This window comes from Streptomyces griseorubiginosus, from assembly GCF_001514195.1.
GTDB classification, from domain to species: Bacteria; Actinomycetota; Actinomycetes; order Streptomycetales; family Streptomycetaceae; genus Streptomyces; species Streptomyces griseorubiginosus.
This window is the reverse complement of record NZ_KQ948738.1, coordinates 162,806-185,885: the sequence shown is the minus strand read 5'-3', so window position 1 is coordinate 185,885 and position 23,080 is coordinate 162,806. Positions and strand designations below refer to the sequence as shown.

22 protein-coding genes are annotated in these 23,080 nt (G+C 70.9%); 16 read left to right on the top strand and 6 right to left on the bottom strand.

Annotated elements, in window-relative coordinates; all coding sequences use genetic code 11:
- Positions 1 to 50: 50 nt before the first annotated feature.
- Positions 51 to 635 (top strand): transglutaminase domain-containing protein, encoded by a 585-nt coding sequence (locus AQJ54_RS23600; RefSeq protein ID WP_062240744.1) that lies wholly within the window; start codon positions 51 to 53, stop codon positions 633 to 635.
- Positions 632 to 1,327 (top strand): B3/B4 domain-containing protein, encoded by a 696-nt coding sequence (locus AQJ54_RS23595; RefSeq protein WP_062240741.1) that lies wholly within the window; start codon positions 632 to 634, stop codon positions 1,325 to 1,327. Before AQJ54_RS23600 ends, AQJ54_RS23595 begins: the two co-directional genes overlap by 4 nt.
- Here AQJ54_RS23595 and AQJ54_RS23590 read toward each other — a convergent pair.
- Entirely contained in the window at positions 1,324 to 2,052 is a 729-nt protein-coding gene (locus tag AQJ54_RS23590; protein WP_062026474.1) for a lysophospholipid acyltransferase family protein, read from the bottom strand. The genes AQJ54_RS23595 and AQJ54_RS23590 overlap by 4 nt on opposite strands.
- Before the next feature lie 184 nt (positions 2,053 to 2,236).
- On the bottom strand, positions 2,237 to 2,653 hold the full coding sequence (locus tag AQJ54_RS23585; RefSeq protein ID WP_062240739.1) for a DUF4395 domain-containing protein: 417 nt from the start codon (positions 2,651 to 2,653) through the stop codon (positions 2,237 to 2,239).
- 75 nt (positions 2,654 to 2,728) lie between these two features.
- Between AQJ54_RS23585 and AQJ54_RS23580 the strand changes: the two genes are divergently transcribed.
- From AQJ54_RS23580 to AQJ54_RS23565, 4 genes are all read left to right on the top strand, one after another.
- Positions 2,729 to 3,142 carry a TlpA family protein disulfide reductase gene (locus tag AQJ54_RS23580; protein WP_079070015.1) on the top strand — a complete coding sequence of 138 codons (414 nt, stop codon included), beginning with the start codon at positions 2,729 to 2,731 and terminating at the stop codon, positions 3,140 to 3,142.
- Positions 3,143 to 3,350: 208 nt separating this feature from the next.
- Positions 3,351 to 3,860, top strand: coding sequence for a flavin reductase family protein (locus AQJ54_RS23575; protein WP_062026477.1), 510 nt, complete (start codon positions 3,351 to 3,353; stop codon positions 3,858 to 3,860).
- 275 nt (positions 3,861 to 4,135) lie between these two features.
- Positions 4,136 to 4,924, top strand: a complete 789-nt coding sequence (locus AQJ54_RS23570; RefSeq protein ID WP_028809541.1) for an electron transfer flavoprotein subunit beta/FixA family protein — start codon at positions 4,136 to 4,138, stop codon at positions 4,922 to 4,924.
- 70 nt (positions 4,925 to 4,994) lie between these two features.
- Positions 4,995 to 5,957 carry an electron transfer flavoprotein subunit alpha/FixB family protein gene (locus tag AQJ54_RS23565; RefSeq protein WP_062026478.1) on the top strand — a complete coding sequence of 321 codons (963 nt, stop codon included), beginning with the start codon at positions 4,995 to 4,997 and terminating at the stop codon, positions 5,955 to 5,957.
- A 59-nt stretch (positions 5,958 to 6,016) separates the two neighbouring features.
- On the opposite strand, the gene AQJ54_RS23560 is transcribed toward AQJ54_RS23565, so the two are convergent.
- Positions 6,017 to 6,910, bottom strand: a complete 894-nt coding sequence (locus AQJ54_RS23560) for an endonuclease/exonuclease/phosphatase family protein (protein WP_062240737.1) — start codon at positions 6,908 to 6,910, stop codon at positions 6,017 to 6,019.
- Between the two features lie 191 nt (positions 6,911 to 7,101).
- Here AQJ54_RS23560 and AQJ54_RS23555 point away from each other — a divergent pair, with 191 nt between their 5' ends.
- Positions 7,102 to 8,406: a DUF6986 family protein gene (locus AQJ54_RS23555; protein WP_062026480.1), complete on the top strand. Its 1,305-nt coding sequence runs from the start codon at positions 7,102 to 7,104 to the stop codon at positions 8,404 to 8,406.
- A 212-nt stretch (positions 8,407 to 8,618) separates the two neighbouring features.
- A complete protein-coding gene (locus tag AQJ54_RS23550; protein WP_062240735.1) occupies positions 8,619 to 10,700 on the top strand; it encodes a serine/threonine protein kinase in 2,082 nt (693 codons plus the stop codon).
- On the opposite strand, the gene AQJ54_RS23545 is transcribed toward AQJ54_RS23550, so the two are convergent.
- Both AQJ54_RS23545 and AQJ54_RS23540 read right to left on the bottom strand, forming a co-directional pair.
- On the bottom strand, positions 10,646 to 11,383 hold the full coding sequence (locus tag AQJ54_RS23545) for a hypothetical protein (RefSeq protein ID WP_248845440.1): 738 nt from the start codon (positions 11,381 to 11,383) through the stop codon (positions 10,646 to 10,648). The two genes, AQJ54_RS23550 and AQJ54_RS23545, sit on opposite strands and share 55 nt — an antisense overlap.
- Before the next feature lie 159 nt (positions 11,384 to 11,542).
- Positions 11,543 to 12,592, bottom strand: coding sequence for a LacI family DNA-binding transcriptional regulator (locus tag AQJ54_RS23540; RefSeq protein WP_062240733.1), 1,050 nt, complete (start codon positions 12,590 to 12,592; stop codon positions 11,543 to 11,545).
- Between the two features lie 215 nt (positions 12,593 to 12,807).
- Between AQJ54_RS23540 and AQJ54_RS23535 the strand changes: the two genes are divergently transcribed.
- From AQJ54_RS23535 to AQJ54_RS23500, 8 genes are all read left to right on the top strand, one after another.
- Complete coding sequence (locus AQJ54_RS23535) at positions 12,808 to 13,758, top strand: ROK family protein (protein ID WP_062240731.1); 951 nt, start codon at positions 12,808 to 12,810, stop codon at positions 13,756 to 13,758.
- Positions 13,759 to 14,218: 460 nt separating this feature from the next.
- On the top strand, positions 14,219 to 14,419 hold the full coding sequence (locus AQJ54_RS23530) for a hypothetical protein (RefSeq protein WP_062026484.1): 201 nt from the start codon (positions 14,219 to 14,221) through the stop codon (positions 14,417 to 14,419).
- Positions 14,420 to 14,563: 144 nt separating this feature from the next.
- Positions 14,564 to 15,604 (top strand): NUDIX hydrolase, encoded by a 1,041-nt coding sequence (locus tag AQJ54_RS23525; protein WP_062240729.1) that lies wholly within the window; start codon positions 14,564 to 14,566, stop codon positions 15,602 to 15,604.
- Positions 15,605 to 15,950: 346 nt separating this feature from the next.
- Positions 15,951 to 16,979, top strand: a complete 1,029-nt coding sequence (locus AQJ54_RS23520) for an ABC transporter permease (protein WP_062240727.1) — start codon at positions 15,951 to 15,953, stop codon at positions 16,977 to 16,979.
- An 80-nt stretch (positions 16,980 to 17,059) separates the two neighbouring features.
- A complete protein-coding gene (locus AQJ54_RS23515; RefSeq protein WP_062240725.1) occupies positions 17,060 to 18,727 on the top strand; it encodes an ABC transporter substrate-binding protein in 1,668 nt (555 codons plus the stop codon).
- Positions 18,728 to 18,799: 72 nt separating this feature from the next.
- Positions 18,800 to 19,792: an ABC transporter permease gene (locus AQJ54_RS23510; RefSeq protein WP_062026488.1), complete on the top strand. Its 993-nt coding sequence runs from the start codon at positions 18,800 to 18,802 to the stop codon at positions 19,790 to 19,792.
- Between the two features lie 27 nt (positions 19,793 to 19,819).
- Positions 19,820 to 20,896, top strand: a complete 1,077-nt coding sequence (locus AQJ54_RS23505) for an ABC transporter ATP-binding protein (protein ID WP_062240723.1) — start codon at positions 19,820 to 19,822, stop codon at positions 20,894 to 20,896.
- Complete coding sequence (locus tag AQJ54_RS23500) at positions 20,893 to 22,014, top strand: ABC transporter ATP-binding protein (RefSeq protein ID WP_062026490.1); 1,122 nt, start codon at positions 20,893 to 20,895, stop codon at positions 22,012 to 22,014. Before AQJ54_RS23505 ends, AQJ54_RS23500 begins: the two co-directional genes overlap by 4 nt.
- On the opposite strand, the gene AQJ54_RS23495 is transcribed toward AQJ54_RS23500, so the two are convergent.
- Positions 21,915 to 23,027, bottom strand: coding sequence for a hypothetical protein (locus tag AQJ54_RS23495; protein WP_062240720.1), 1,113 nt, complete (start codon positions 23,025 to 23,027; stop codon positions 21,915 to 21,917). The two genes, AQJ54_RS23500 and AQJ54_RS23495, sit on opposite strands and share 100 nt — an antisense overlap.
- Positions 23,028 to 23,080 lie beyond the last annotated feature (53 nt).

Below are 23,080 nucleotides of genomic sequence, written 5' to 3'. Positions count from 1 at the left end.
ACCGTAAATCGATTGACTCGACGGTGATCGTTTTCCTATGCTCTGCCGGCATGGAGCTGATCCAGAACACCCCTGACCTGTCCGCCTACTTGGCGGCCGACGACGTCATCGACCATGACCATCCGGTGGTCCGGGAGGTCGCCGCGCGGCTCGCCAAGGAGTCCGAGGACTCGTATTCCTATGCGCGACTGGCCTTCGAGTACGTCCGGGACGCCATCCCGCACTCCCAGGACTCCGGCGATCCCCGCGTCACCTGGCGGGCGTCGGACGTGCTGGAGCAGGGCACCGGCATCTGCTACGCCAAGGCGCACGCGCTGGCCGCACTGCTGCGCGCCGAGGACATCCCGACGGCGCTCTGCTACCAGAAGCTGGACGTGGTGCACGGTCTGGTCGCCGTGCGCTTCAACGGCGCCTGGCACCGCCAGGACCCCCGGGGGAACAAGCCCGGCGTGAACGCCCAGTTCTCCCTCAATGGCGAGCTGCTGGCCTTCACGCCCGCACCGGGGTCCAGCGAGATGGACTATCCGGTCCTGTACGCTGAACCGCACCCGACGGTCCTGGAGGTCCTGAAAGCGGCCCCGGACCGCCCGCGTCTCTGGCAAACGCTCCCCGTCGCTCTCCGAGGCACTCCATGACCCTCTCCCTGACCGTGTCCGACGAGGTACGTGCCCTCGCGCCCGGCTTCACGCACCTCGTCGTCGAGGCGCACGGACTCGTGAACGGGCCCAGCACCGCGGCCAGTTCGGCGCTCCTCGACGACGCGGTCCGCCGGCTCGCCGTACGACTGGACGGGCGCGCCCCGCACGAGCACCCGCACATCGCGGCCTGGCGGGAGGTGTACACGGCGTTCGGCGCGAAGCCGTCCCGCACCCGCAACTCCGCCGAGGCGCTGGCCAAGAGGGCGTTGTCGGGCGCCGGCCTGCCGCGCGTCAACCTTCTGGTCGACCTCTACAACGCGATCAGCGTCGCCCACCTCGTCCCCGTCGGCGGCGAGGACCTCGACCGGATCCAGGGCGGCATGCGCCTCGTACGGGCCACCGGCGACGAGGAGTTCGTGACGGTGGCCGCGGGGGAGGAGGTCGTCGAGCATCCCGAGGAGGGGGAGGTGGTGTGGCGCGACGACGCCGGTGTGACCTGCCGGCGCTGGAACTGGCGCCAGGGCCCCCGCACCCGGCTCACGGAGGAGACGGTCTCGGGGATCTTCCTGCTGGAGAGCCTGGCGCCGATGCCGGTGGCCGACGTGGAGCGGGCCGCCGCCGAACTGGCCGAACTGCTGGAGAAGTTCAGCCCGGGAGCCCGGATCGAGACGGCGGGGACAGCCGGCTAGCGGGCCTCGGCCTCGCGCACCGCTTCCGGCGTGGGTGCCGTTCCGCCGAGATGTGCCGGCATCCACCAGGTGTCGTCCGGCCCCTTCGGCCGCACCGGATACGCACGCTGAGCCGCTTCCAGCAACTCGTTGACACGTTCGCGGACCTGACGGGTGAGGGCCCCGGCGTACTTGTCCCGGGACGCCTCGATCGCCTCGCCGACCCGAATCGTGATCGGGATGTGGCTGCGCTTGAAGTTGCGCGGGTGCCCCTTGGTCCACAGCCGCTGGGTGCCCCAGACGGCCATCGGGATCAGGGGGACGCCCGCCTCCTGCGCCATCCGCGCCGCACCCGACTTGAAGCTCTTCAGGGTGAAGGACTGCGAGATCGTCGCCTCCGGGAAGACCCCGACGATCTCACCCGACCGCAGCGACTCCAGGGCGTGGGCGTACGCCGTCTCGCCCTGCTGGCGGTCGACCGGGATGTGCTTCATCCCGCGCATCAGCGGCCCCGAGACCTTGTGGCGGAACACCGACTCCTTCGCCATGAAACGCACGAGACGCTTCTGCGGGAGCGCGGCCAGGCCGTTGAAGACGAAGTCCAGGTAGCTGATGTGGTTGCTCACCAGCACGGCGCCGCCCGAGCGCGGGATGTTCTCCGAACCCTTGCAGTCGATCTTGAGGTCCCATGCCTTGAACAGCGCCTGGGCGAATCCGACGACGGGACGGTAGACAAGCTCTGCCATGGGCGGGGTGAGCCCTTCCTGCTCTGCCGGGAGGGGGAGCCGGCATTAAGTTACGCAGCCGTAGGTTTACGGCATCTCGCAGATCGTGCCCGAAGAACGGGCGGGGAGCCAGTCCTGGTGCCCGACGCGGGCGAGATTCTCGTCACGTCCCTCCGGTGATCCACCTCGGGCTTTTAAGCCGCCTTTACTCGGCACGTACCGCCACCCGCCGCACGAGCAGGTACATCTCGCAGCCCAGGCAGTACCCGAACGCGGCATTGAGGAAGGCCGCCGCGAGGGCCAGCCCGGTGGCGGCGAGCCCCAGCCACTCCGGCCCGATCCCGTACCCCACGAGTCCGAGGGCCGCGAAGGCGAGGCCCACCGCCTGCGCGAACCGCGGCGGTTGGGGCGACTCGAACTCGGTCGGCGGCCCGATCCGCGGCCGTACGGCCTTGCGGAACAGCCAGCCGTACGATGAACGCCCCACCCCGCCCGCCGCGCCCAGCGCGAACGCCAGCGTCTGCCAGGCCAGCAGCCAGACGCTGCCCGTGATCAGAACGGCCGCCAGAACGACGGACGTCACGGCCGCTCCGAAGCGCGGCCCCCTTGCGTCAATGTCCATGAATCAAGCATTCCGCAACGGAAAGACTCAGGGGAGGCGGGAATCTTTGCAGTCTCGTGAATGCTTGTGCAGGTGATGACCGGACTTGTGGTGTGTGGGGTGGTGCTCGCGGCGGCGAGCGCCTACGGAGTGCTGCAACGGCGGCGGAGCGGGAGAGTACGGGTGCGCGGGCGCGACGACGGCAAGAGGCTCGGCGCCGCCGAGTTGGGCGCGGAACTCGGCGAACGCGCCACGCTCGTCCAGTTCTCCAGCGCCTTCTGCGCACCCTGCCGGGCGACCCGGCGGGTGCTCGGCGAGGTCGCCGGCATGGTTCCCGGAGTGACCCACGTCGAGATCGACGCCGAGAAGAACCTCGACCTGGTCCGTGAACTCGACATCCTCAAGACGCCGACCGTGCTGGTCCTCGACGCCCGCGGCCGGGTCGTCCGGCGAGCCGCGGGGCAACCGCGCAAGGCCGACGTCATCGCGGCGATCGGGGAGGCGGTTTGACGCGGGACGACCCGACGGTGAGGCATCTCCCAGATGCCGGAACGTACTTGACTGTGCGCAGCACGTATCGTCAACCTGACCGTATGCCTTTGGAACTCCTTCTGTACGGGCGGGTCCATGTCGACCTCGCCCGCACCGCGAGCGCGCGCTGTCCGGCTTCTTGAGCAGCCACGGTCCCGTTCGCCACCCCTCGCAGAAGGAATCCCGCATGACGGCCATCTCCGACCTCGGCACCCCCCGGCTCGCCTCTCCCGACCTCCTGCGCTCCCTCTTCCGGCGGCACGCCGCGGGCGTCGCCGTGATCACCGCACGGGGTGACGAGGGTCCGGTCGGCTTCACCGCCACCTCTCTCGCCTCGGTCTCCGCCGATCCGCCCATGCTCTCCTTCGGGATCGGCACGGGCGCCTCCAGCTGGCCCGCGATATCCCGGGCCGAGCACGTGGGGGTGCACATACTGGGCGAGCACCAGGAGGAGCTGGCCGCCACCTTCGCCCGCAGCGGCGCGGACCGCTTCGGCGCGCCGACGGCCTGGCACGAGGGACCCGAGGGCGTCCCCGTCCTCGACGACGTCCTCGCCTGGACGGTCTGCCGGGTGCACACGCGTGTGCCCGCCGGGGACCACCGCATCGTGCTGGCCGAGGTGCGGATCGGCGACCCCGCCGGGGTGGGCCGGCCCCTGCTGTACCACCAGGGCCGCTTCAACGCCTTGCGCGACTGATTCACCGCGCCGGTCCAGGGGGCGGCACCTCAGGGGCGCGTGCGCCCGATCGGATCGTCGGCTCTTCCTCTGGTGTGCGCGGCCGTCGAGTTCCGATTACGCTGCGTTGCAAAGGTCACAGTTCAAAGCGCTTGCTTAGCGGGCACGTAGTGGGTGTACTGGCGAGTAATATTTCGGCCGGAGCGCAGCCCGCCCCGACCGGGATCGGCCGCTTGGGGCGCCTATGCTGCCTGCAAGAGGCAGCCGAGAAATGACGATGCAGTAGGAGAGCCGGCGTGAGCTTGAGGATCGTTGTCACTGTGAAGTACGTGCCCGACGCCACTGGCGACCGGCACTTCGCCGATGACCTGACCGTCGACCGGGACGACGTGGACGGTCTGCTCTCCGAGCTGGACGAGTACGCGGTCGAGCAGGCGCTGCAGATCTCCGAGAACTCCGACGACGACGTCGAGGTCACCGTCCTGACGGTGGGCCCCGAGGACGCCAAGGACGCGCTGCGCAAGGCGCTGTCCATGGGTGCCGACAAGGCCATCCACGTCGAGGACGACGACCTGCACGGCACCGACGCCCTCGGCACCTCCCTGGTGCTGGCCAAGGCGATCGAGAAGGCCGGTTACGACCTGGTCGTCTCCGGCATGGCCTCCACCGACGGCACCATGGGCGTCGTCCCGGCCCTGCTCGCCGAGCGTCTGGGCGTCCCGCAGGTCACCCTGCTCTCCGAGGTCTCGGTCGAGGACGGCACCGTCAAGGGCCGCCGCGACGGCGACGCCGCCTCGGAGCAGCTGGAGGCGTCCCTGCCGGCCGTGGTCTCGGTGACCGACCAGTCGGGCGAGGCGCGTTACCCGTCCTTCAAGGGCATCATGGCGGCCAAGAAGAAGCCGGTGGAGTCCTGGGACCTGTCCGACCTGGACCTGGAGGCCGAGCAGGTCGGCCTCGAGGGCGCCTGGACCAAGGTCGACTCCGCCGCGGAGCGTCCGGCCCGCACCGCCGGCACGATCGTCAAGGACGAGGGCGAGGGCGGCAAGCAGCTCGCCGAGTTCCTCGCGAGCCAGAAGTTCATCTAAGGGTTCTGGCCCGCTGAGGCTCAACCCCCTTCCGCCCCTCAGACTTCGCAATCCGCAGGAGAGCATTCCCATGGCTGAAGTTCTCGTCTACGTCGACCACGTGGACGGTGCCGTCCGCAAGCCCACCCTGGAGCTGCTGACCCTCGCCCGCCGTATCGGCGAGCCGGTCGCCGTCGCGCTCGGCGCGGGTGCCGCCGACACCGCCGCCGCCCTCGCCGAGCACGGCGCCGTCAAGGTCCTCACCCACGACGCCTCCGAGTACGCCGACTACCTGGTCGTCCCCAAGGTCGACGCCCTCCAGGCCGCCGTCGAGGCTGTGTCCCCGGCCGCCGTCCTGGTCCCGTCCTCCGCCGAGGGCAAGGAGATCGCCGCCCGTCTGGCGCTGCGCATCGGCTCCGGCATCATCACCGACGCCGTCGACCTCGAGGCCGGCGACGAGGGCCCGGTGGCCACCCAGTCGGTGTTCGCCGCCTCCTTCACCACCAAGTCCCGCGTCTCCAAGGGCACCCCGGTCATCACCGTCAAGCCCAACTCCGCCGCCGTCGAGGCCGCCCCGGCCGCCGGTGACGTCTCGGAGCTGAGCGTGACCTTCTCCGCGCAGGCCACGGGCACCAAGGTCACCGGCCGCACCCCGCGCGAGTCGACCGGGCGTCCGGAGCTGACCGAGGCCGCGATCGTGGTCTCCGGCGGCCGCGGCGTCAACGGCGCCGACAACTTCGCGATCATCGAGGCGCTCGCCGACTCCCTCGGCGCGGCCGTGGGTGCCTCGCGTGCCGCGGTGGACGCGGGCTGGTACCCGCACACCAACCAGGTCGGCCAGACCGGCAAGTCGGTCTCCCCGCAGCTGTACATCGCCAACGGCATCTCCGGCGCCATCCAGCACCGCGCGGGCATGCAGACCTCGAAGACCATCGTGGCCGTCAACAAGGACGCCGAGGCCCCGATCTTCGACCTCGTCGACTACGGCGTGGTCGGCGACCTCTTCGACGTCGTCCCCGCCCTCACCGAGGAGATCAAGACCCGCAAGGGCTGATCCCGACTCCGGGCGTACGAGGCCCCCGTGACCGCCGACGCGGTCACGGGGGCCTCGGCTCATCCCAGGGTCACCGTGGCCTGCACCGGAAGGTGGTCGCTCGGGTACTGCCCGTCGAGCGCGAAGGTGTTGACGGAGGCCCGGTGGACGGTGATGCCGGGGGTGGTGAGGATCCAGTCGATGCGGTCGCCGTCGGGCGTCAGGGGTTTGTAGCCGTGGAAGGTGGCGTACTGCCGGCCCCGCTCGGCAGCCGCGTCCCAGGTGTCGACCAGCCCGCCGGCCAGCAGGATGTCGTACGCCCGGTTGTCGTGGGCCGTGGCGTTGAAGTCGCCGGTCACGACGACCGGGAGGGCTGGGTCGAACCCGGCGATCGTCTCGCCGAGGAACTGCGCCGACCGCTCGCGCGCGTACTGTCCCACATGGTCGAAGTGGGTGTTGACGACGTAGAACTCCCGGTCGTCGGCGCTCCGGTCGCGGAAGCGGACCCACGTGAGGATCCGGGGGAGCGACCCGCCCCAGGTGTTCGAGCCGATCACCCTCGGGGTGTCGGAGAGCCAGAGCGTGTCGTGCTCGACGGGGGCCAGGCGCCGGTTGTCGTAGAAGACCGCCGTGGACTCGTCCCGGCTGCCGCCCTCGCGGCCGGTGCCGATCCAGTCGTAGCGCGGTCCGAGGTCGGCGTGGATGTCCAGCAGTTGCTGGTACAGGCCTTCCTGGGTGCCGATCAGTGTGGGCGTCTCCCGGCGTAACAGGCGGCGCATCACCGGGCGGCGGGTGGCCCAGCTGTTGGGTTCGGCGGTGTCGGCGTACCGCAGGTTGAACGTCATGAGATCGAGTCGGCGGTTGGACGGCTTCGCGGCCGATGCCGGCAGCGTGCCCATCAGCGGCACGATGACGGCGGCGGCCACGGCGGTTCTGAGCCCCATGCGACGCGTCAATCTGTGGGTGTCCGGCATGTGAGGTCCCTCCCGACGGACCAGGATGAATGGTCGAACCGGAGTGTGGAAGACGGCGTAGGGGTTCTCGGCAGTTCGGATGAACGTGATCGCTCATGCTGTGGACAGGGTGTTGACCGTCGGGAAGCTTCACGGATAACTTCGTTCTACGGATTGTTGATTCCGTACAGCGGAAAACTGGAGGGTACAGGATGGGTCAGGGCCGGCAGGAGCAGGTCGCGAGGAGCCTCGCGGGCGCCGTCAGCGAGGAGATCAGCGCCTCCCTCGCGCCGGTCGACGCCGAACTGGAGCGCCGCTACCCCGGAGACCCCGGGACCCGCCAGCCCGTGCACACCGTCTACGTCCCGGGCGACGCCTTCGCCGCCGACACGATCCGCACCTGGGGCGACCGGGCCCTCGCCGCCCTGGACGAACACGCCCCGGACGCCGGGTCCTTCGCCGCCGTCCTCGGGCTGTCCGACGAACTCGCCGAGCCCGTGTACACGCGCGTGCGCGCCAAGCTGGAGCACGAGCCGATCGAGGACCTCCGGGTCGACTTCGAGGACGGCTACGGCCCGCGCCCGGACGCCGAGGAGGACGAGACGGCGGCCCGCGCGGCCCGCCTGATCGCCGAGGCGTACGAGAACGGCACGGCGGCGCCGTACATGGGCATCCGCATGAAGTGCATGGAGGCGGCCGTCCGGGACCGCGGCATCCGCACCCTCGACGTCTTCCTCACCGGCCTGATGGCGGCGGGCGGACTCCCCGACGGGCTGGTGCTGACCCTGCCGAAGGTGACGTACGCCGAGCAGGTCGGCGCGTTCGTCCGGCTCCTGGAGGCCTTCGAGAAGGCGCACGGACTGGACGCGGGGCGGCTCGGCTTCGAGATCCAGATCGAGACCAGCCAGTCCATCCTCGCCGGCGACGGCACCGCCACCGTCGCCCGCATGATCCAGGCCGCCGAAGGACGCGCCACCGGACTGCACTACGGCACCTTCGACTACAGCGCCTGCCTCGGCGTCTCCGCCGCCCACCAGGCCAGCGACCACCCCGCCGCCGACCACGCCAAGGCGGTCATGCAGGTCGCCGCCGCGGGCACCGGTGTACGGGTCTCGGACGGCTCCACCAACGTGCTGCCCGTCGGCCCCACCGCGAAGGTCCACGACGCCTGGCGACTGCACTACGGCCTCACCCGCCGCGCCCTGGCCCGCGCCTACTACCAGGGCTGGGACATGCACCCCGGCCACATTCCGACCCGGTACGCGGCCGTGTTCGCCTTCTACCGCGAGGGCTTCGAGCAGGCCGCCGCCCGGCTCGCCCGGTACGCGGGCAGGGTCGGCGGTGACGTCATGGACGAACCCGCCACCGCAAAGGCGCTCAGCGGCTATCTGCTGCGCGGGCTGGACTGCGGTGCCCTGGACATCGGGGAGGTGGCCCGGCTCACCGGTCTGACCCGCGCCGACCTGGAGGGGTACGCGGCCCCGCGGCGCGGCGACCTGACCGTCTCCGCCCAGTAGCCGCGGGGGCGAGACCCGGACCGTCTTCGCCCGTAGCCGCGGGGGCGAGACCCGGACCGTCTTCGCCCGTAGCCGCGGCGACGCCCCGACCGTCTCCGCCCGAAGTCGCGCACGTCGCGGAGCTGTCACAGTCGCAACCGCGCACTGGAGTTGTCACTCCTGCCCCGTAGTCTGTACCGCACGCATTGACATGTCACAGGAACGGGGCAGCGGTGTCTTCGGGGGAGACCAACGGAAAGGGCCAGGACGACGCCGGTCGGCTGCTGGCCGGGCGATACCGGGTCGTGGGCCAGCTCGGCCGCGGCGGCATGGGCGTGGTCTGGCGGGCGGTCGACGAGGTGCTCGGCCGCGAGGTCGCGGTCAAGGAACTGCGCACGTACCACGACGCCGACGGGCCCGAACTGGCGGATTTGCGGCTGCGGATGCAGCGCGAGGCCCGCGCGGCGGCCCGGGTCCGGCATCCCGGAGTCGTCGCGGTGCACGACATCGGCGAGGTCGAGGGACGCCCGCTGATCGTCATGGAGCTGGTCGAGGGCCCGTCCCTCGACCAGGTGCTGCGCAAGAGCGGACCCCTCGACCCGCGCGAGGCGGCCGGCATCGGCGCCAAGGTCATGGACGCGCTCGCCGCCGCCCACCGGGCCGGTGTCCTGCACCGGGACGTCAAGCCCGGCAACATCCTGCTCGACCACTCCGGCCGGGTGCTGCTCACCGACTTCGGCATCGCCACCATGGAGGACCCGGGGGACGGCGCCGCCACCAGCCTCACCCGCACCGGTCATCTGGTCGGCTCCCTGGACTACATGGCCCCCGAGCGCGCCCAGGGCGCGGATCCCGGCCCGGCCTCCGACGTGTGGGCCCTCGGCGCCACGCTGTACGCGGCCGTCGAGGGAGCCGCGCCGTTCCGCCGCACCTCGACGTTCTCCACGCTCACCGCGATCGTCGGCGAACCGCTGCCCGAGCCACAGCGCGCCGGGCCCCTCGCACCGGTCCTGCGACGCCTGCTCGACAAGCGGCCCGAGGCGCGCCCCGGGGCCGAGGAGGCCCGCGACCTGCTCCAGGCCGTGGCGGACGCCCCCGCCACCGACAGTGCGACGACCACGCTGCGCGGTACGGAGGCGCAGGAGACGCGGGTGCGCACGGAGCCGGACGGCGGCCCGGTCCTGCCGGCGGCTTTCCGGATGCCGGGAGGGGCGGGAGCGGCGGGAGCGGCCCATGGGACCGGACCGCAGCAGTCGGAGGGGGCGGGGGCCGGTGGTCTGTCGACCGATCCCACGGTGGTGCCGGGGGCCGGTGGTCCGTCGGCCGATCCCACTGTGGTGCCGGGGCAGGGGACTGTAACTCCGGCCGTGGCCGGGTTCGGGGACGCGGAGCAGGGGCATGCGGCCCAGGTTCACGCTTCGGGTGCAGGGTTTCCGACGGCCCAGGCTCATGCTCCGGGTGCGGGCTTTCCCACGGCTCAGGTTCACGCTCCGGGCGCGGGGCTTCCCGGTGCGCAGGGCGGCGGGTTTCCCGGCGGAGGAGCGTCGGGAGAGGCGGGGCCCCTCGTGCACGGACCGGGCTCGCAGGTCTCCCAGGAGCAGCCGCCGACCGCCGCGATAGCCGCTTCCGGCTCACCTCGCCGCAAGGGGCGGGCCCTGCTCGCCGCCGTGGCCGTCGCCGTCGTGCTCGCCGCGGCCGGGACGACCGCAGCGCTGCTGAACGGCTCGGGTGAGGCCGATGCCGACGCCCGGCCGATCGGGTCCGGGGCGAGCCCGTCGGTCTCCTCCACCCCGTCCGGGCGGACCGACACCGACCGCTCCGCCGGCGCCAAGCCCACATCCGGGGACGAGAAGAAGTCGCCGAGCGCGAAGGCGACCTCCGGCGACAAGGGCGGCTCCGACCCCACGAGCGGTGCCTCCCCGTCCGCCAAGGCGACCTCCAAAGGCGGCACTTCGGGGAAGGGCGACGCGCACGGAGGCGGCTCCGGCGAGTCGGGGAGCGGCGGTCCGACCGACGAGCCCAGCACTCCCGCCCCGGCCTGCACGGCGATCGGCGGCGGCAAGTACAACTGCACGGTCTGGAAGACCGCCAAGTCCTACACGGCCTCCGGCGCCGAGGCCGGGATCCTCTACGCGGGCACCAACTACTTCTTCTGCCAGTCGAACCTGGGGCGCCGCGAGACCTCGGGGGAGTGGACCAACGTGTGGTGGGCCAGGACCGACGACGACAGCGGCAACACCGGGGTGTACGTCAGCGTCGTCTACGTCAAGGGCGGCGGCAACGACGAGCCGGTGCCGGGACTCCCGGTCTGCTGAACCCTCACGTACCGCTCCAGACCGGACTCCGTCACCCGCTTCTCCTCGGCGAAGAGCCGGGTGCCGGCCTCGCACCGCCCGCGGTCGGCGCGGGCCCGGGTCACGAACTCCTCGGGGGTGACCCCGAACAGCTCTCTCAACCGGGCCGATCCCACGAGGAGTTCGGTGAGCAGCTCCCGCTGCCCGGGGTGGGTGCGCGGGAGGCCCGTGCCGTCGTGCAGCACGCCGTGGCGGTTGACGTAGGAGTGGACGCCGGGCAGGGTCACGCCGTCCTCCAGCTCGACCCGCACCTCGGGTGAGGGCAGCCAGGCGCGGCCGTAGTTGCCGTTTCTCAGGGGGACGCCTTCGCTCGCGTCGACGACCGCGAGCTGCTCGGCGTCCAGCCAGATGACGAACAACTCCCGTGTGGAGTCCGGGGCGTGGAAGGGGGAGGCGGAGACGTATCCCATCCGGCTGACATGCGCGGACACCCCGACGCCGACGCCGGTCACGCGCGCCCTGACCATCGGGACCGGTGAGGCGATACCGAACTCGACCATCTTGTGCCGCAGTTGCCCGGGACTGGCGTTGGACCCGATCGCGAGGACGGGGGTGCGGTCCTCGTGCACCAGCCGGTCGAGCGGGTGCAGCCGGTCGCCGTCGAGCAGGCCGGAGTGCGTCGGCCAGGCGCCGGGGTAGAGCAACGGATGATCACGCGGAGCCTCGGCGAGCCCCAGCGACTCCAGGGAGGGGGCGGCCGGGTCAGGGCTCCCCGCCTCCGGCGCCCCTCTCTCGCCGTCGTCCCGGTCCAGCCACGTGACCTCACCCACTCGACGATTCTCCCCGCTCCCCATGCACTCCGCTCAGTCCGCCGGAGGCAACTCGCCCGAGCCGCGTGTGATCAACCGGGTGGGCAGTTCGATGCGTTCCGGGGTCAGGAGCGTGCCGTCCAGTTGGCGGAAGAGTCGTTCCGCGGCCGTGCGGCCCAGGGCCGCCGCGTCCTGGGCGACGACCGTGACGCCCGGCTGGAGGAGGTCCGCGAGCTCGATGTCGTCGAAGCCGACGAAGGCGACCCGCCGGGTGTGCTCGGCGAGGACGCGGACCACGGTGACCGTCACGCGGTTGTTGCCGGCGAAGATCGCGGTGACCGGGGAGGGCCCGGAGAGCATCTCCTCGGCTGCCCGGCGTACCCGCTCGGGGTCGGTGACGCCCAGGGAGGTCCACGCGTCCTCGACCGCTATGCCGGCGTCCTCCATCGCCGCCCGGTACCCGCGCAGCCGCTCGGCGGCCGTGTGGATGCGGGGCATGTCGCCGATGAAGCCGATCCGGCGGTGCCCGTGCCCGATGAGGTGGGCCACCCCGTCCCGCGCGCCCCCGAAGTTGTCGGACAGGACCACGTCGGCGTCGATCCGGCCCGCCGGACGGTCCACGAACACCGTCGCGACGCCCGCCTTGAGCTCCGGCTCCAGATACCGGTGGTCGTCGCCGGCCGGGATCACCACCAGCCCGTCCACGCGCCGCGCGCACAGCGCCAGCACCAACTCCTGCTCCCGCTCCGGGTCCTCAGCGCTGGAACCGTTGATGAGCAGCGCCCCGTTGGCCCGGGCGACCTCCTCCACCGCGCGGCTCAGCGGGCCGTAGAACGGGTCGGCGAGGTCCTCCAGGACCAGGCCGATGCTCGCGGTGCGCCCCTTGCGCAGCACCCGCGCGCTGTCGTTGCGGCGGAAGCCGAGCGCCTCGATGGCCTCCTTGACCCGGTGCTCGGTCTCGGCCGTGACCCCCGCTTCGCCGTTGACCACGCGGGAGACCGTCTTGAGCCCCACGCCGGCCCGGGCGGCCACGTCCTTCATGGTCGGGCGGTTGCCGTACCGGGTCGCGGAGAGACGGTCTGCTCGGCTGTGGGTCTCGGGCACGATACGGCGTCCTGTCCTGTCGTCAGAGCTCTTGGCAAGGTCGTGGCAAAGGGGTGTGGCGGCCCATGATTTTGTATGAGGATGTGGCGTCGAGCATAGAGCCTGGACAACGTTGTCAGATGCAGGAGACACTGTCCACCGCAATCTGCCGGCCTGCGCCCCCACCGCGAGACCGGACTGCCCATTCCTCAAGGTGACGCGGAGAACTGACACTGATGCACACCGACCTCGTGGCTGCGCTCGACATCGGCGGCACCAAGATCGCCGGGGCGCTGGTGGACGGCCACGGCCGGATCCTGCACCGCGCCCAGCGCGCCACACCCGCGCAGGAGGACGGCGAGACCGTCATGCGGGCCGTCGAGGAGACCGTCGGCGAGCTGGCCGGCTCGCCGCTGTGGGGACGGGCCGGCGCCCTCGGGATCGGCAGTGCGGGTCCGGTGGACGCCTCCACCGGCACGGTGAGCCCGGTGAACGTGCCCGGCTGGCGCGACTTTCCGCTGGTCCGGCGGGTCCGGGAGGCGGCGGGCGGGCTCCCCGTCGAGCTGATCGGCGACGGTGTGGCGATCACGGCCGCGGAGCACTGGCAGGGCGCGGCACGCGGACACGACAACGCGCTGTGCATGGTCGTCTCGACCGGTGTCGGGGGCGGTCTGGTGCTGAACGGCCAGCTGCACGCCGGCCCCACCGGCAACGCCGGTCACATCGGGCACATCAGTGTCGACCTGGACGGCGACCCGTGCCCGTGCGGTGCGCGCGGCTGTGTGGAGCGCATCGCGAGCGGTCCGAACATCGCCCGGCGCGCGCTGGAGAACGGCTGGCGGCCCGGCCCGGACGGCGACACGTCCGCCGCCGCGGTGGCCCAGGCGGCCCGGTCCGGTGACCCGGTCGCCGTGGCCTCCTTCGCGCGGGCGGCCCAGGCGCTGGCCGCCGGTATCGCCGCCACCGCGACCCTCGTCGAGATCGACATCGCCGTGATCGGCGGCGGGGTCGGCAAGGCCGGAGACATCCTCTTCGAGCCCCTGCGCAAGGCCCTGGGCAGCTACGCGACCCTGTCCTTCGTCCAGCGCCTGACGATCGTGCCCGCGCAGATGGGCACGGACGCAGGCCTGGTCGGGGCGGCCGCGGCGGCGCTCGCCCGTCAGACGGACACCGCGGCGGCCGTCTGACGGCGGGGGCGGAACGTTCCACCCGGTGAGCGGAGCGGCCAGGCGGAACCCCCCAGCCGGTGGCCAGAGCGGCGGGTGGGACGGCGGCGGAAGGTTCCACCTGGTGGGCTGAGCAGCGAGTGTGATGGCGGCGGACGGTTCTGTCTTGTGGCCCGAGCGGCGGGCGTGATGGCGGCGGGAGGTCCCATCTGGTGGGCTGAGCGGCGAGTGTGATGGCGGCCGACGGTTCCGTCCGGTGGCCGGAGCTGCGGATGGGACGGCTGCGGAAGGTTCCGTCCGGTGGCCAACGCGGCGTGTGTTGTGCCGGCGGGGCATTCCGTCCGGTGGCCTCAGCGCGTGTGAGGCGGCGTCGCGTTTCGTCCGGTGGCCGGAGTGGTGGGTGTAGCCCCGGCGGAGCGTTCCACCCGGTGAGCGGAGTGGGTGGGCGTGACCCATCGCGTGTGGCTGCGTTGATCAGCTCATGAAGAAGCGCAGCATGCTCGCCATCGCCTCCCTCGCCACCGGCTTCGTCGTCGCGGCGGTCACCCCCTCGCACGCCGCGGGCGGTGCGCTCGGTGACCTCGACCTCGACAAGACCCTCACCGCCGTCGACCCCCACCACACCATCGCCGACGCCAGTCTGGACGGCGTGGAGGAGAGTGCGCTGGGGAACAACGTCTGACGGGGCCCGCCCCCGCGAGGCCACGGCGCCGGAGCCCTCGAACGAGGGTCCCGGCGCCGTTTCGTGTGCTCTCAACTGCGGCTGGTTTCCGTGGCAGGGTGGAACGGGCAAGCCACAGGGGGCCAAACAGAAGAGGGGGAGTCCGTGATCGTCTGGATCAACGGCGCGTTCGGTGCGGGGAAGACCACCGCCGCACGGGAACTGATCGAACTGATCCCGAACAGCACGCTCTTCGACCCCGAGGAGATCGGCGCAGCGGTCGTGCGCCTGCTGCCGCCCAAGCACCTCGCCGAGGTCGGCGACTTCCAGGACCTGCCGATCTGGCGACGACTGGTGATCGACACTGCTGCCGCGATGCTCGCCGAGCTCGGCGGGACCCTCGTGGTCCCCATGACCCTGCTGCGCCAGGAGTACCGCGACGAGATCTTCGGCGGCCTCGCCGCCCGCCGGATCAGTGTCCGGCATCTGCTCCTCGCTCCGGCGGAAACGATCCTGCGGGAACGAATAGCCGGGCGGGGCGCCACACCGGCCCTGCCGCTCGGCGCGACGGGCCAGGGCCACTGGGCGTACGACCGCATCGAGCCCTACCGGGCCGCCCTCGCCTCCTGGCTCACCGCCGACGCCCATCCGATCGACACCAGCGGGCTCACCCCGTACGAGACGGCCGTCCGGATCGCCGAGGACCTCGGTGCCGGGACCGTGCCCGCGTGCGACATCGTGCAGACCCCGGAGCCCACCGCCGAGACGGTGGCCGCCGGGGTCCTCCTCTTCGACGAGCAGGACCGGGTGCTGCTCGTCGACCCCACCTACAAGGCAGGCTGGGAGTTCCCCGGCGGGGTCGTCGAACCCGGCGAGGCGCCCGCGCGGGCCGGGGTGCGCGAGGTCGCCGAGGAGACCGGCATCCAGCTGGACGACGTGCCCCGTCTCCTGGTCGTCGACTGGGAACCGCCCGCGCCTCCCGGGTACGGCGGACTGCGGCTGCTCTTCGACGGCGGACGGCTCGACTCCACCGAGGCGGGCCGGGTCCTGCTGCCCGGACCCGAGCTGCGGGGCTGGTGCTTCGCGAGCGAGGAGGAGGCCGCGGAGCTGCTGCCGCCGGTGCGCTACGAGCGGTTGCGGTGGGCGCTCAGGGCCCGGGAACGCGGTGCCGCCCTGTACCTGGAAGCGGGGATTCCGACAGGCTGAGGACCGTTCGAGGCCCCGCCGGCGTTCGCGGCCGGCGGGGCCTTGTCGCGTTCGAAGCATGTTCGGATCTGGCAAGTGGAAGGCGAGAACCCGCCAAGGGAATCGTCGCGTTACCTCCATGTCAGAGCTAACGGAACACCCCGCCCTCGTCAACTCTTGGCAACGAGCGCAAACAATCCCCTTTTCGGTCATTTTCCGGCTTGACCGGCCTTCCGGCGTGTTGCGACAGTCCCGCTCAGCCTCACGGCGCCGACAACGGCCGGCGACCGACGCCTTTTCCTCCAGGGGACAGCCTCATGCCGAGACCCCCGCGCCAGCTTCAGCACATACCCGGGACGTCCGCACGATGACGACGCAACAGCAGCCGATGCCCGCCACCGGCGCCACGCAAGCGACCGGCGAACCCTCGCCGGCCCCGCTGAGCGACGGCACCGCCATCACCGGACGGTCGCCCGCCCGCATGGCCTGGCGGCGCATCAGACGCGACAAGGTCACCATGGCCGCGTTCGTGATCACGGTGCTCTTCATCCTGATCGCGCTGTTGGCGCCGGTCCTGACCGACATCACCGGCTGGGGCCCGATCACCCCCGACGGCAAGGCGATCAACCCCGACACCGGGAACTTCCCCCGCGGCTCGCTGGGCGGCATCAGCCTCACCCATCTGCTCGGCGTCGAACCGGGCACCGGCTACGACCTGTTCGCCCGGATCGTCTACGGCCTGCGCACCTCGCTCTTCGTCGGCTTCGCCTCGGCCGTCCTGTCCACCGTCGTCGGCGTCGTGGCCGGCCTCGCGGCCGGGTACTCCGGCGGCTGGGTCGACTCCGTGCTGTCGCGGATCATGGACGTGATGCTGGCCTTCCCGCAGCTGCTGTTCATCATCGCGCTGACCCCGGTCATCCAGAACGCGATGCAGACCAACGACCACGGAGGCACCGACGAGAACCTGCGGCTGCTCGTCCTCGTCCTGAACATCGCGGTGTTCGCCTGGGCCTACACCGCCCGTCTGGTCCGCGGCCAGGTCCTGTCCCTGCGCGAGCGGGAGTTCGTCGACGCGGCGCGGATCATGAGCGCCGGCAAGTGGCACATCCTCTTCCGGCAGTTGCTGCCGAACCTGTGGGCGCCGGTGCTGATCTCCTTCGCGCTGGCCGTCCCGCAGAACATCACCACCGAGGCGGCCCTGTCCTACCTCGGCGTGGGTGTCATCCCGCCCAACCCGGACTGGGGAGCGCTGCTCTCGGACGCCTCCCAGTTCTTCCTCCAGGACCCCATGTACCTGTTCGTTCCCGGAGTCCTGCTGCTGATTCTCGTCCTGGCGCTGAACCTCCTCGGTGACGGCGTCCGGGACGCCCTGGATCCCCGCGCGGCCCGCGGCTGACGCGGTCCCCCTCAACACCGGCGAGTGCGGCCCCACTTGAGCCGTCGTCGCCGAGCCGTAGAAGAACGGAGTGTTACCTCATGACGCGCAGAAGGCGCTCGATCGCGCTCACGGCCACCGCCGTGGCGATCGCCCTGGGGGCCACCGCATGCGGAGGCTCCTCCAGCACCAGCGGAAGCGGCTCCCCGGCGAAGGGCGGCACCCTGACCGTCCTCGACCACGCCGACTTCGACCACCTCGACCCCCAGCGCGTCTACACGACCGAGGGTTCGAGCATGGACCAGGAGCTCGTGCGCACCCTGACCGGCTGGGACGAGACGGGCTCGACGCCCAAACTGGTCGGCGACCTGGCCACCGACACCGGAACGCCCAGCGCGAACGACACGGTGTGGACCTTCCACCTGCGCAAGGGCGTCGACTGGCAGGACGGCACGCCGGTCACCTCGCAGGACGTCAAGTACGGCGTCGAGCGGACCTTCTCGCCCGACATCAACGGCGGCCCGCCGTACGCCAGTCAGTGGCTGGTCGGCGGCTCCACCTACAAGGGCCCCTACAAGGGCAAGGAACTCGCCTCCATCCAGACGCCCGACGCCTCCACCATCGTCTTCCACCTGAACCAGCCGGTCGCCGACTTCAACCAGACGACCGCCATGCCCGGCTGGTCCGGGGTGCCCAAGGCGCACGACACCGGCGCCACGTACGACACCCACGTCTGGTCCGACGGGCCGTACATGATCAAGTCGTACACCAAGAACAAGGAACTCGTCCTCGTCAGGAACACCCACTGGAAGCAGTCGACCGACCCGATCCGGCAGCAGAACGTCAACGAGATCGACGTGCAGCTCGGCCAGGACCAGTCGGCGATCGACCAGCAGATCAAGTCCGACGCCGGCACCGCCCAGACCTCGATCATGCAGTGGCCGATAGCGGGCTCCGACCTGACGACGATCACCAATGACCCGTCCCTGAAGTCGCGCCTCTACAACATCCCGGCCCCGGGCATCAACTACCTCGCCATCAACACCACCCGGACCAAGAACGTCAAGGTCCGTCAGGCGATCGAGTACGCGATCGACAAGACCACCGTCCGCGGCGCGTTCGGCGGTTCGGCCTACGGCGACTACGCGAGCACCATGCTCAGCCCCGGCATCGACGGCTACCAGAAGTTCAACCTCTACAGCACCAACCCCGCCGGAGACCTCACCAAGGCCAAGGCGCTGATGAAGCAGGCCGGCGACCCCAAGCTCACCATGTCGCTCGCGGTCGAGAACACCCCGACCCTGGAGCACTTCGGCGACGCCGTGAAGACCTCGCTCGCGAAGATCGGCATCACGGTGAACATCACCCCGATCGACGCGGCGAACTACTTCAGCAACATCGACAACGTCAAGAACCAGTACGACCTCACCTGGGGCGACTGGATCGCGGACTGGCCGAACGCCTCCACCGTGCTGCCCGTCCTCTTCGACGGACGCCAGATCGCGAAGCTGCCGCAGTCCAACCAGGACCTGTCGTACCTGAACGACCCCGCGGTCAACGCGCAGATCGACAAGATCGCCAAGATGACGGACGTCAAGCAGGCCGACGCCGCCTACGGCGCGCTGGACCAGCAGATCATGAAGGACGCCGCCGTGATCCCGCTGATGTACATGAAGTTCAGCGATCTGGCGGGCTCCAAGGTGGGCGGAGTCATCTCGGACCCGATCCTCGCCGAGCCCAGCCTGGTCCACGTCTACGTCAAGAGCTGACGCACCCCTCCCAGCCCCGCCGGCGGTCCCGGCCGGCGGGGCACCCCCTCTCACGTCAGGGTCCAGCACGACATGCTTCGTTACCTCATCCGGCGCCTGCTGGCAGCGGTCGCGATCCTCCTGGTGATCACCGTGATCACCTTCGTGATCTTCTTCGCGCTGCCGTCCGACCCCGCCCTCCTGGCCTGCGGCAAGACCTGTTCGCCGTCCCGGCTGGCCGAGATCAAGCATTCGCTGGGGCTCGACCAGACCTTCCTCAAGCAGTTCTGGGAGTTCTTCAAGGGACTCTTCGTCGGCCGGGACTTCGGCGACGAGAGCGTGCACATCCACTGCGGCGCGCCCTGCCTGGGCATCTCCTTCCAGACCGACACCCCGGTCCTGACCACCCTCCTCGACGACTTCCCCGCCGACCTCTCGCTCGGTCTCGGCGCGGCGGTGTTCTTCCTGATCCTGGGCGTCGGCCTCGGCACGGTCGCCGCGGTCCGCCGGGGCAAGGCCGCGGACAAGGCGGCGGTGGGACTCGCCCTGCTCGGTGTCTCCGTGCAGATCTACTTCGTCGGACTGCTGCTGCTCTACCTGTTCGTCGACAAGTGGCAGATCCTGCCCGCCTCCGGCTACACCCCGATCACCCAGGACCCGGGAGCCTGGTTCCAGGGGCTGATCCTGCCCTGGTTCACCCTCGTCATCGTCTACCTCGCGCTGTACACCCGGCTCACCCGCTCCTCCATGCTGGAGGTCTTCGCCGAGGACTACATGCGCACCGCCCGCGCCAAGGGCCTGTCCAGTCAGCGCGTCGTCCTCAAGCACGGCCTGCGGGCCGCGATCACCCCGATCATCACCATCTTCGGCATGGACGTCGGCTCGCTGATCGGCGGCTCCGCGGTCATCACCGAGTCGGTGTTCGGCATCAACGGCATCGGCAAGCTCGCGGTCGACTCGGTACAGAACTCCGACCTGCCGGTCATCCTCGGCACCACGCTCTTCGCGGCCACCTTCGTCGTCCTCGCCAACGTGGTCGTCGACGTGGTCTACGGCCTCATCGACCCCCGCGTCCGCCTCGCCTGAGCCCCTCACCCGCAGCAAGGAAAGCCCGTGTCCCTCCTGACCTCACCGCAACCGGCGGCCGCCGACGACGCGGCCGCGCCCTTCCTCGACGTACGGGACCTGCGTGTGCACTTCCCCACCGAGGACGGGATCGTCAAGTCCGTCGACGGCGTCTCCTTCACCCTGGAGAAGGGCAGCACCCTCGGCATCGTCGGCGAGTCCGGCTCGGGGAAGTCGGTCACCTCGCTGGCCCTGCTCGGTCTGCACAAGGGCACGCGCGCCCAGGTCTCCGGCGAGATACGCCTGGACGGCCGGGAGTTGGTCTCCCTGCCCGAGCACGCCATGCGCTCGCTGCGCGGCCGTACCGTCTCCATGATCTTCCAGGACCCGCTGTCCGCGCTGCACCCCTACTTCACCGTCGGCGCCCAGATCGCCGAGGCCTACCAGGTCCACCACAAGGTCTCCAAGAAGGAGGCCCGGGAGCGGGCCGTGGAGATGCTGAAGCGGGTCGGCATCCCGCAGCCCCAACGCCGGGTGCGGGACTATCCGCACCAGTTCTCCGGCGGTATGCGCCAGCGCGCCATGATCGCCATGGCGCTGGTCTGCGACCCCGAACTGCTCATCGCCGACGAGCCGACCACCGCCCTCGACGTCACCGTCCAGGCGCAGATCCTGGACCTGATCCGGGACCTCCAGGAGGAGTTCGGCTCCGCGGTCATCCTCATCACCCACGACCTCGGGGTGGTGGCCGACATCGCCGACGACATCCTGGTGATGTACGGCGGCCGCCGCATCGAGTACGGCACCGTCCACGACGTGCTCAAGGAGCCCCAGCACCCCTACACGTGGGGCCTGTTGGAATCCATGCCGCAGATCACCGGCGACGTCGGACGACGGCTGAACCCGATCGCCGGCTCCCCGCCCAGCCTCATCAACCCGCCCGGCGGCTGCGCCTTCCACCCCCGCTGCACCTACAAGGGCTGGGTGCCCGAGGGGCGTTGCGCGGTCGACCGGCCCGAGCTGGTCGAGGTGGCCGGCACCGGACGGCACCTCGCCGCCTGCCACCTCACCCCCGAGACCCGGCAAGAGATCCGCGTCCGTACGGCCACGGGGGCCGCGCAGTGAGCGCGGCGGACGAACAGGAGCAGCCCGTGAGCACCACCCAGCCCGCCGCCGGGGAGCACCTGCTCGAAGTCAGCGGCCTCACCAAGCACTTCCCGATCCGCCGCGGAATCGTCTTCCAGCGGCAGATCGGGGCCGTGCACGCCGTCGACGGCATCGACTTCACGGTCGGCGCGGGCCAGTCGCTCGGACTGGTCGGCGAGTCCGGCTGCGGCAAGTCGACCACGGGCCGGCTCATCACCCGGCTGCTGGAACCCACGGCCGGGAAGGTGGTGTTCGACGGGGAGGACATCACCCACACCCCGGAGAACCGGATGAAGGAGGCCCGCCGCAACCTCCAGATGATCTTCCAGGACCCGTACTCGTCGCTGAACCCCCGGCACACGGTCGGCACGATCGTCGAGACGCCGATGCGGCTCAACGACATCAACCCGCCGCAGGGTCACAAGAAGCGCGCCCAGGAACTCCTGGAGACGGTCGGCCTCAACCCCGAGCACTACAACCGCTACCCGAACGAGTTCTCCGGCGGTCAGCGCCAGCGCATCGGGATCGCCCGCGCCCTCGCACTGCGGCCCAAGCTGATCGTGGCCGACGAGCCGGTCTCCGCCCTGGACGTGTCCATCCAGGCGCAGATCGTCAACCTGCTCCAGGACCTCCAGCGGGAACTGGGCATCGCGTTCGTCTTCATCGCCCACGACCTCGCCGTCGTACGGCACTTCTGCGAGCGGGTCGCGGTGATGTACCTCGGCAAGATCGTCGAGGTCGCCGACCGGCAGACCCTCTACACAGGCCCCCGGCACCCCTACACCCACGCGCTGCTCTCCGCGGTCCCCGAGGCCGACCCGGACGCCGTGCACCGACGCGAGCGCATCCGGCTCGCCGGGGACGTGCCCTCACCGGTCGACCCGCCCTCCGGCTGCCGCTTCCGCACCCGCTGCTGGAAGGCCCAGGAGCGGTGCGCGACCGAGGAACCGCCGCTGGTACGGCTCGGGGGCAACGCGGAGGGCCACTTGACGGCCTGTCACTTCCCGGAGGAGCCGAGCGTCGAGGCCCGCGCCGAGGACATCGTGCTCGACCCGGCACTGACGACCCTGGAGGACAACGCGTCCGCCGCTTCGTGAGGGTAGGGCGTCAGTCGGCTCTCCTGTTCCAGGCGCCGGTTGAAGTCCCCTACGACGACGGCGAGTCGGGCGTGACGTGAGATGAGCTCGGCGGCGGCCCGGGGGATGCCCTCGGGGCGCCTGCCGTCCGCGCACGTGCGGATGAAGTCCTCGCGCTCGTCCCGGTCGTAGCCGTACTGGTCGACGACCAGCCAGTGGACGAGGTACGAGAAGACGTAGGCGCGGTCGTAGGGGCGGTGCCGGTCGAGGAAGTCGCGCTCCTGCGGGCCGAGTCGGAAGCGGCCGGACAGGGAGAGGCCGTAGTCGGTCAGGTGGAGCCGGTGCCCGTCGGTGAGGATGTTGCGGAAGTGGGCGTCGAAGTGGACGAGTTGCTGCTCCCGCAGGAATCCGGTGACGGCGTCGAGGCCCTGCTCCACCAGCGCGCAGGCCGAGGCGGCGTCGTCCGTGCGCAGTTGGGCGTGGAACCAGTCGTGGAGGGTGTGCGGCACGTGCTCCAGGAACAGGGTGAGGCTCGCGGAGGCGGTGCGCAGGGCCGCGAGGCGCTCCCTGAGCCCTGGTGAGCCTCCCCAGTAGGCCACGGCCCGCCCCTCGTCGGCGAGTTCCCCGGGCAGCGGCTGCGGGGTGTCGGGCAGCACCCGCCAGTGGTGCAGGAGCGGAAATCCCGGGAACCGGCCCGACCGCACCCAGTTCGTCGTCATCTCGTGCACCGCCAGCTCGCGCCAGGCGCCGAAGCCGGGGCTGCCGATCGCGCCGATGCCGTAGTGGCAAGGGACCGGCAGGTCGAAGACGTTCGCTGTGGAGCGGACGTGGTGCGGACGGAGTTCGGTGTCGGTGAGTGGTACCCGCTTCACGAACACCCGCACCCCGTCCACCTCCAACAGCACCGCCCGCCCGCCGATACCGCTACCGGCGGCCGTACCCGACGCCACGAGCTCCGCGAGGTCGCTGTCGCTCAGGAGCGCGAGGGTGGAGGCGAGGTCGGCGTGGGTGCGGAGGCGGGCGGGAGAGTCCATGGGCCCATGATCGGGTCTCCGTGGCCGACACGGGCGAGCCTTGCAGCGGGTGA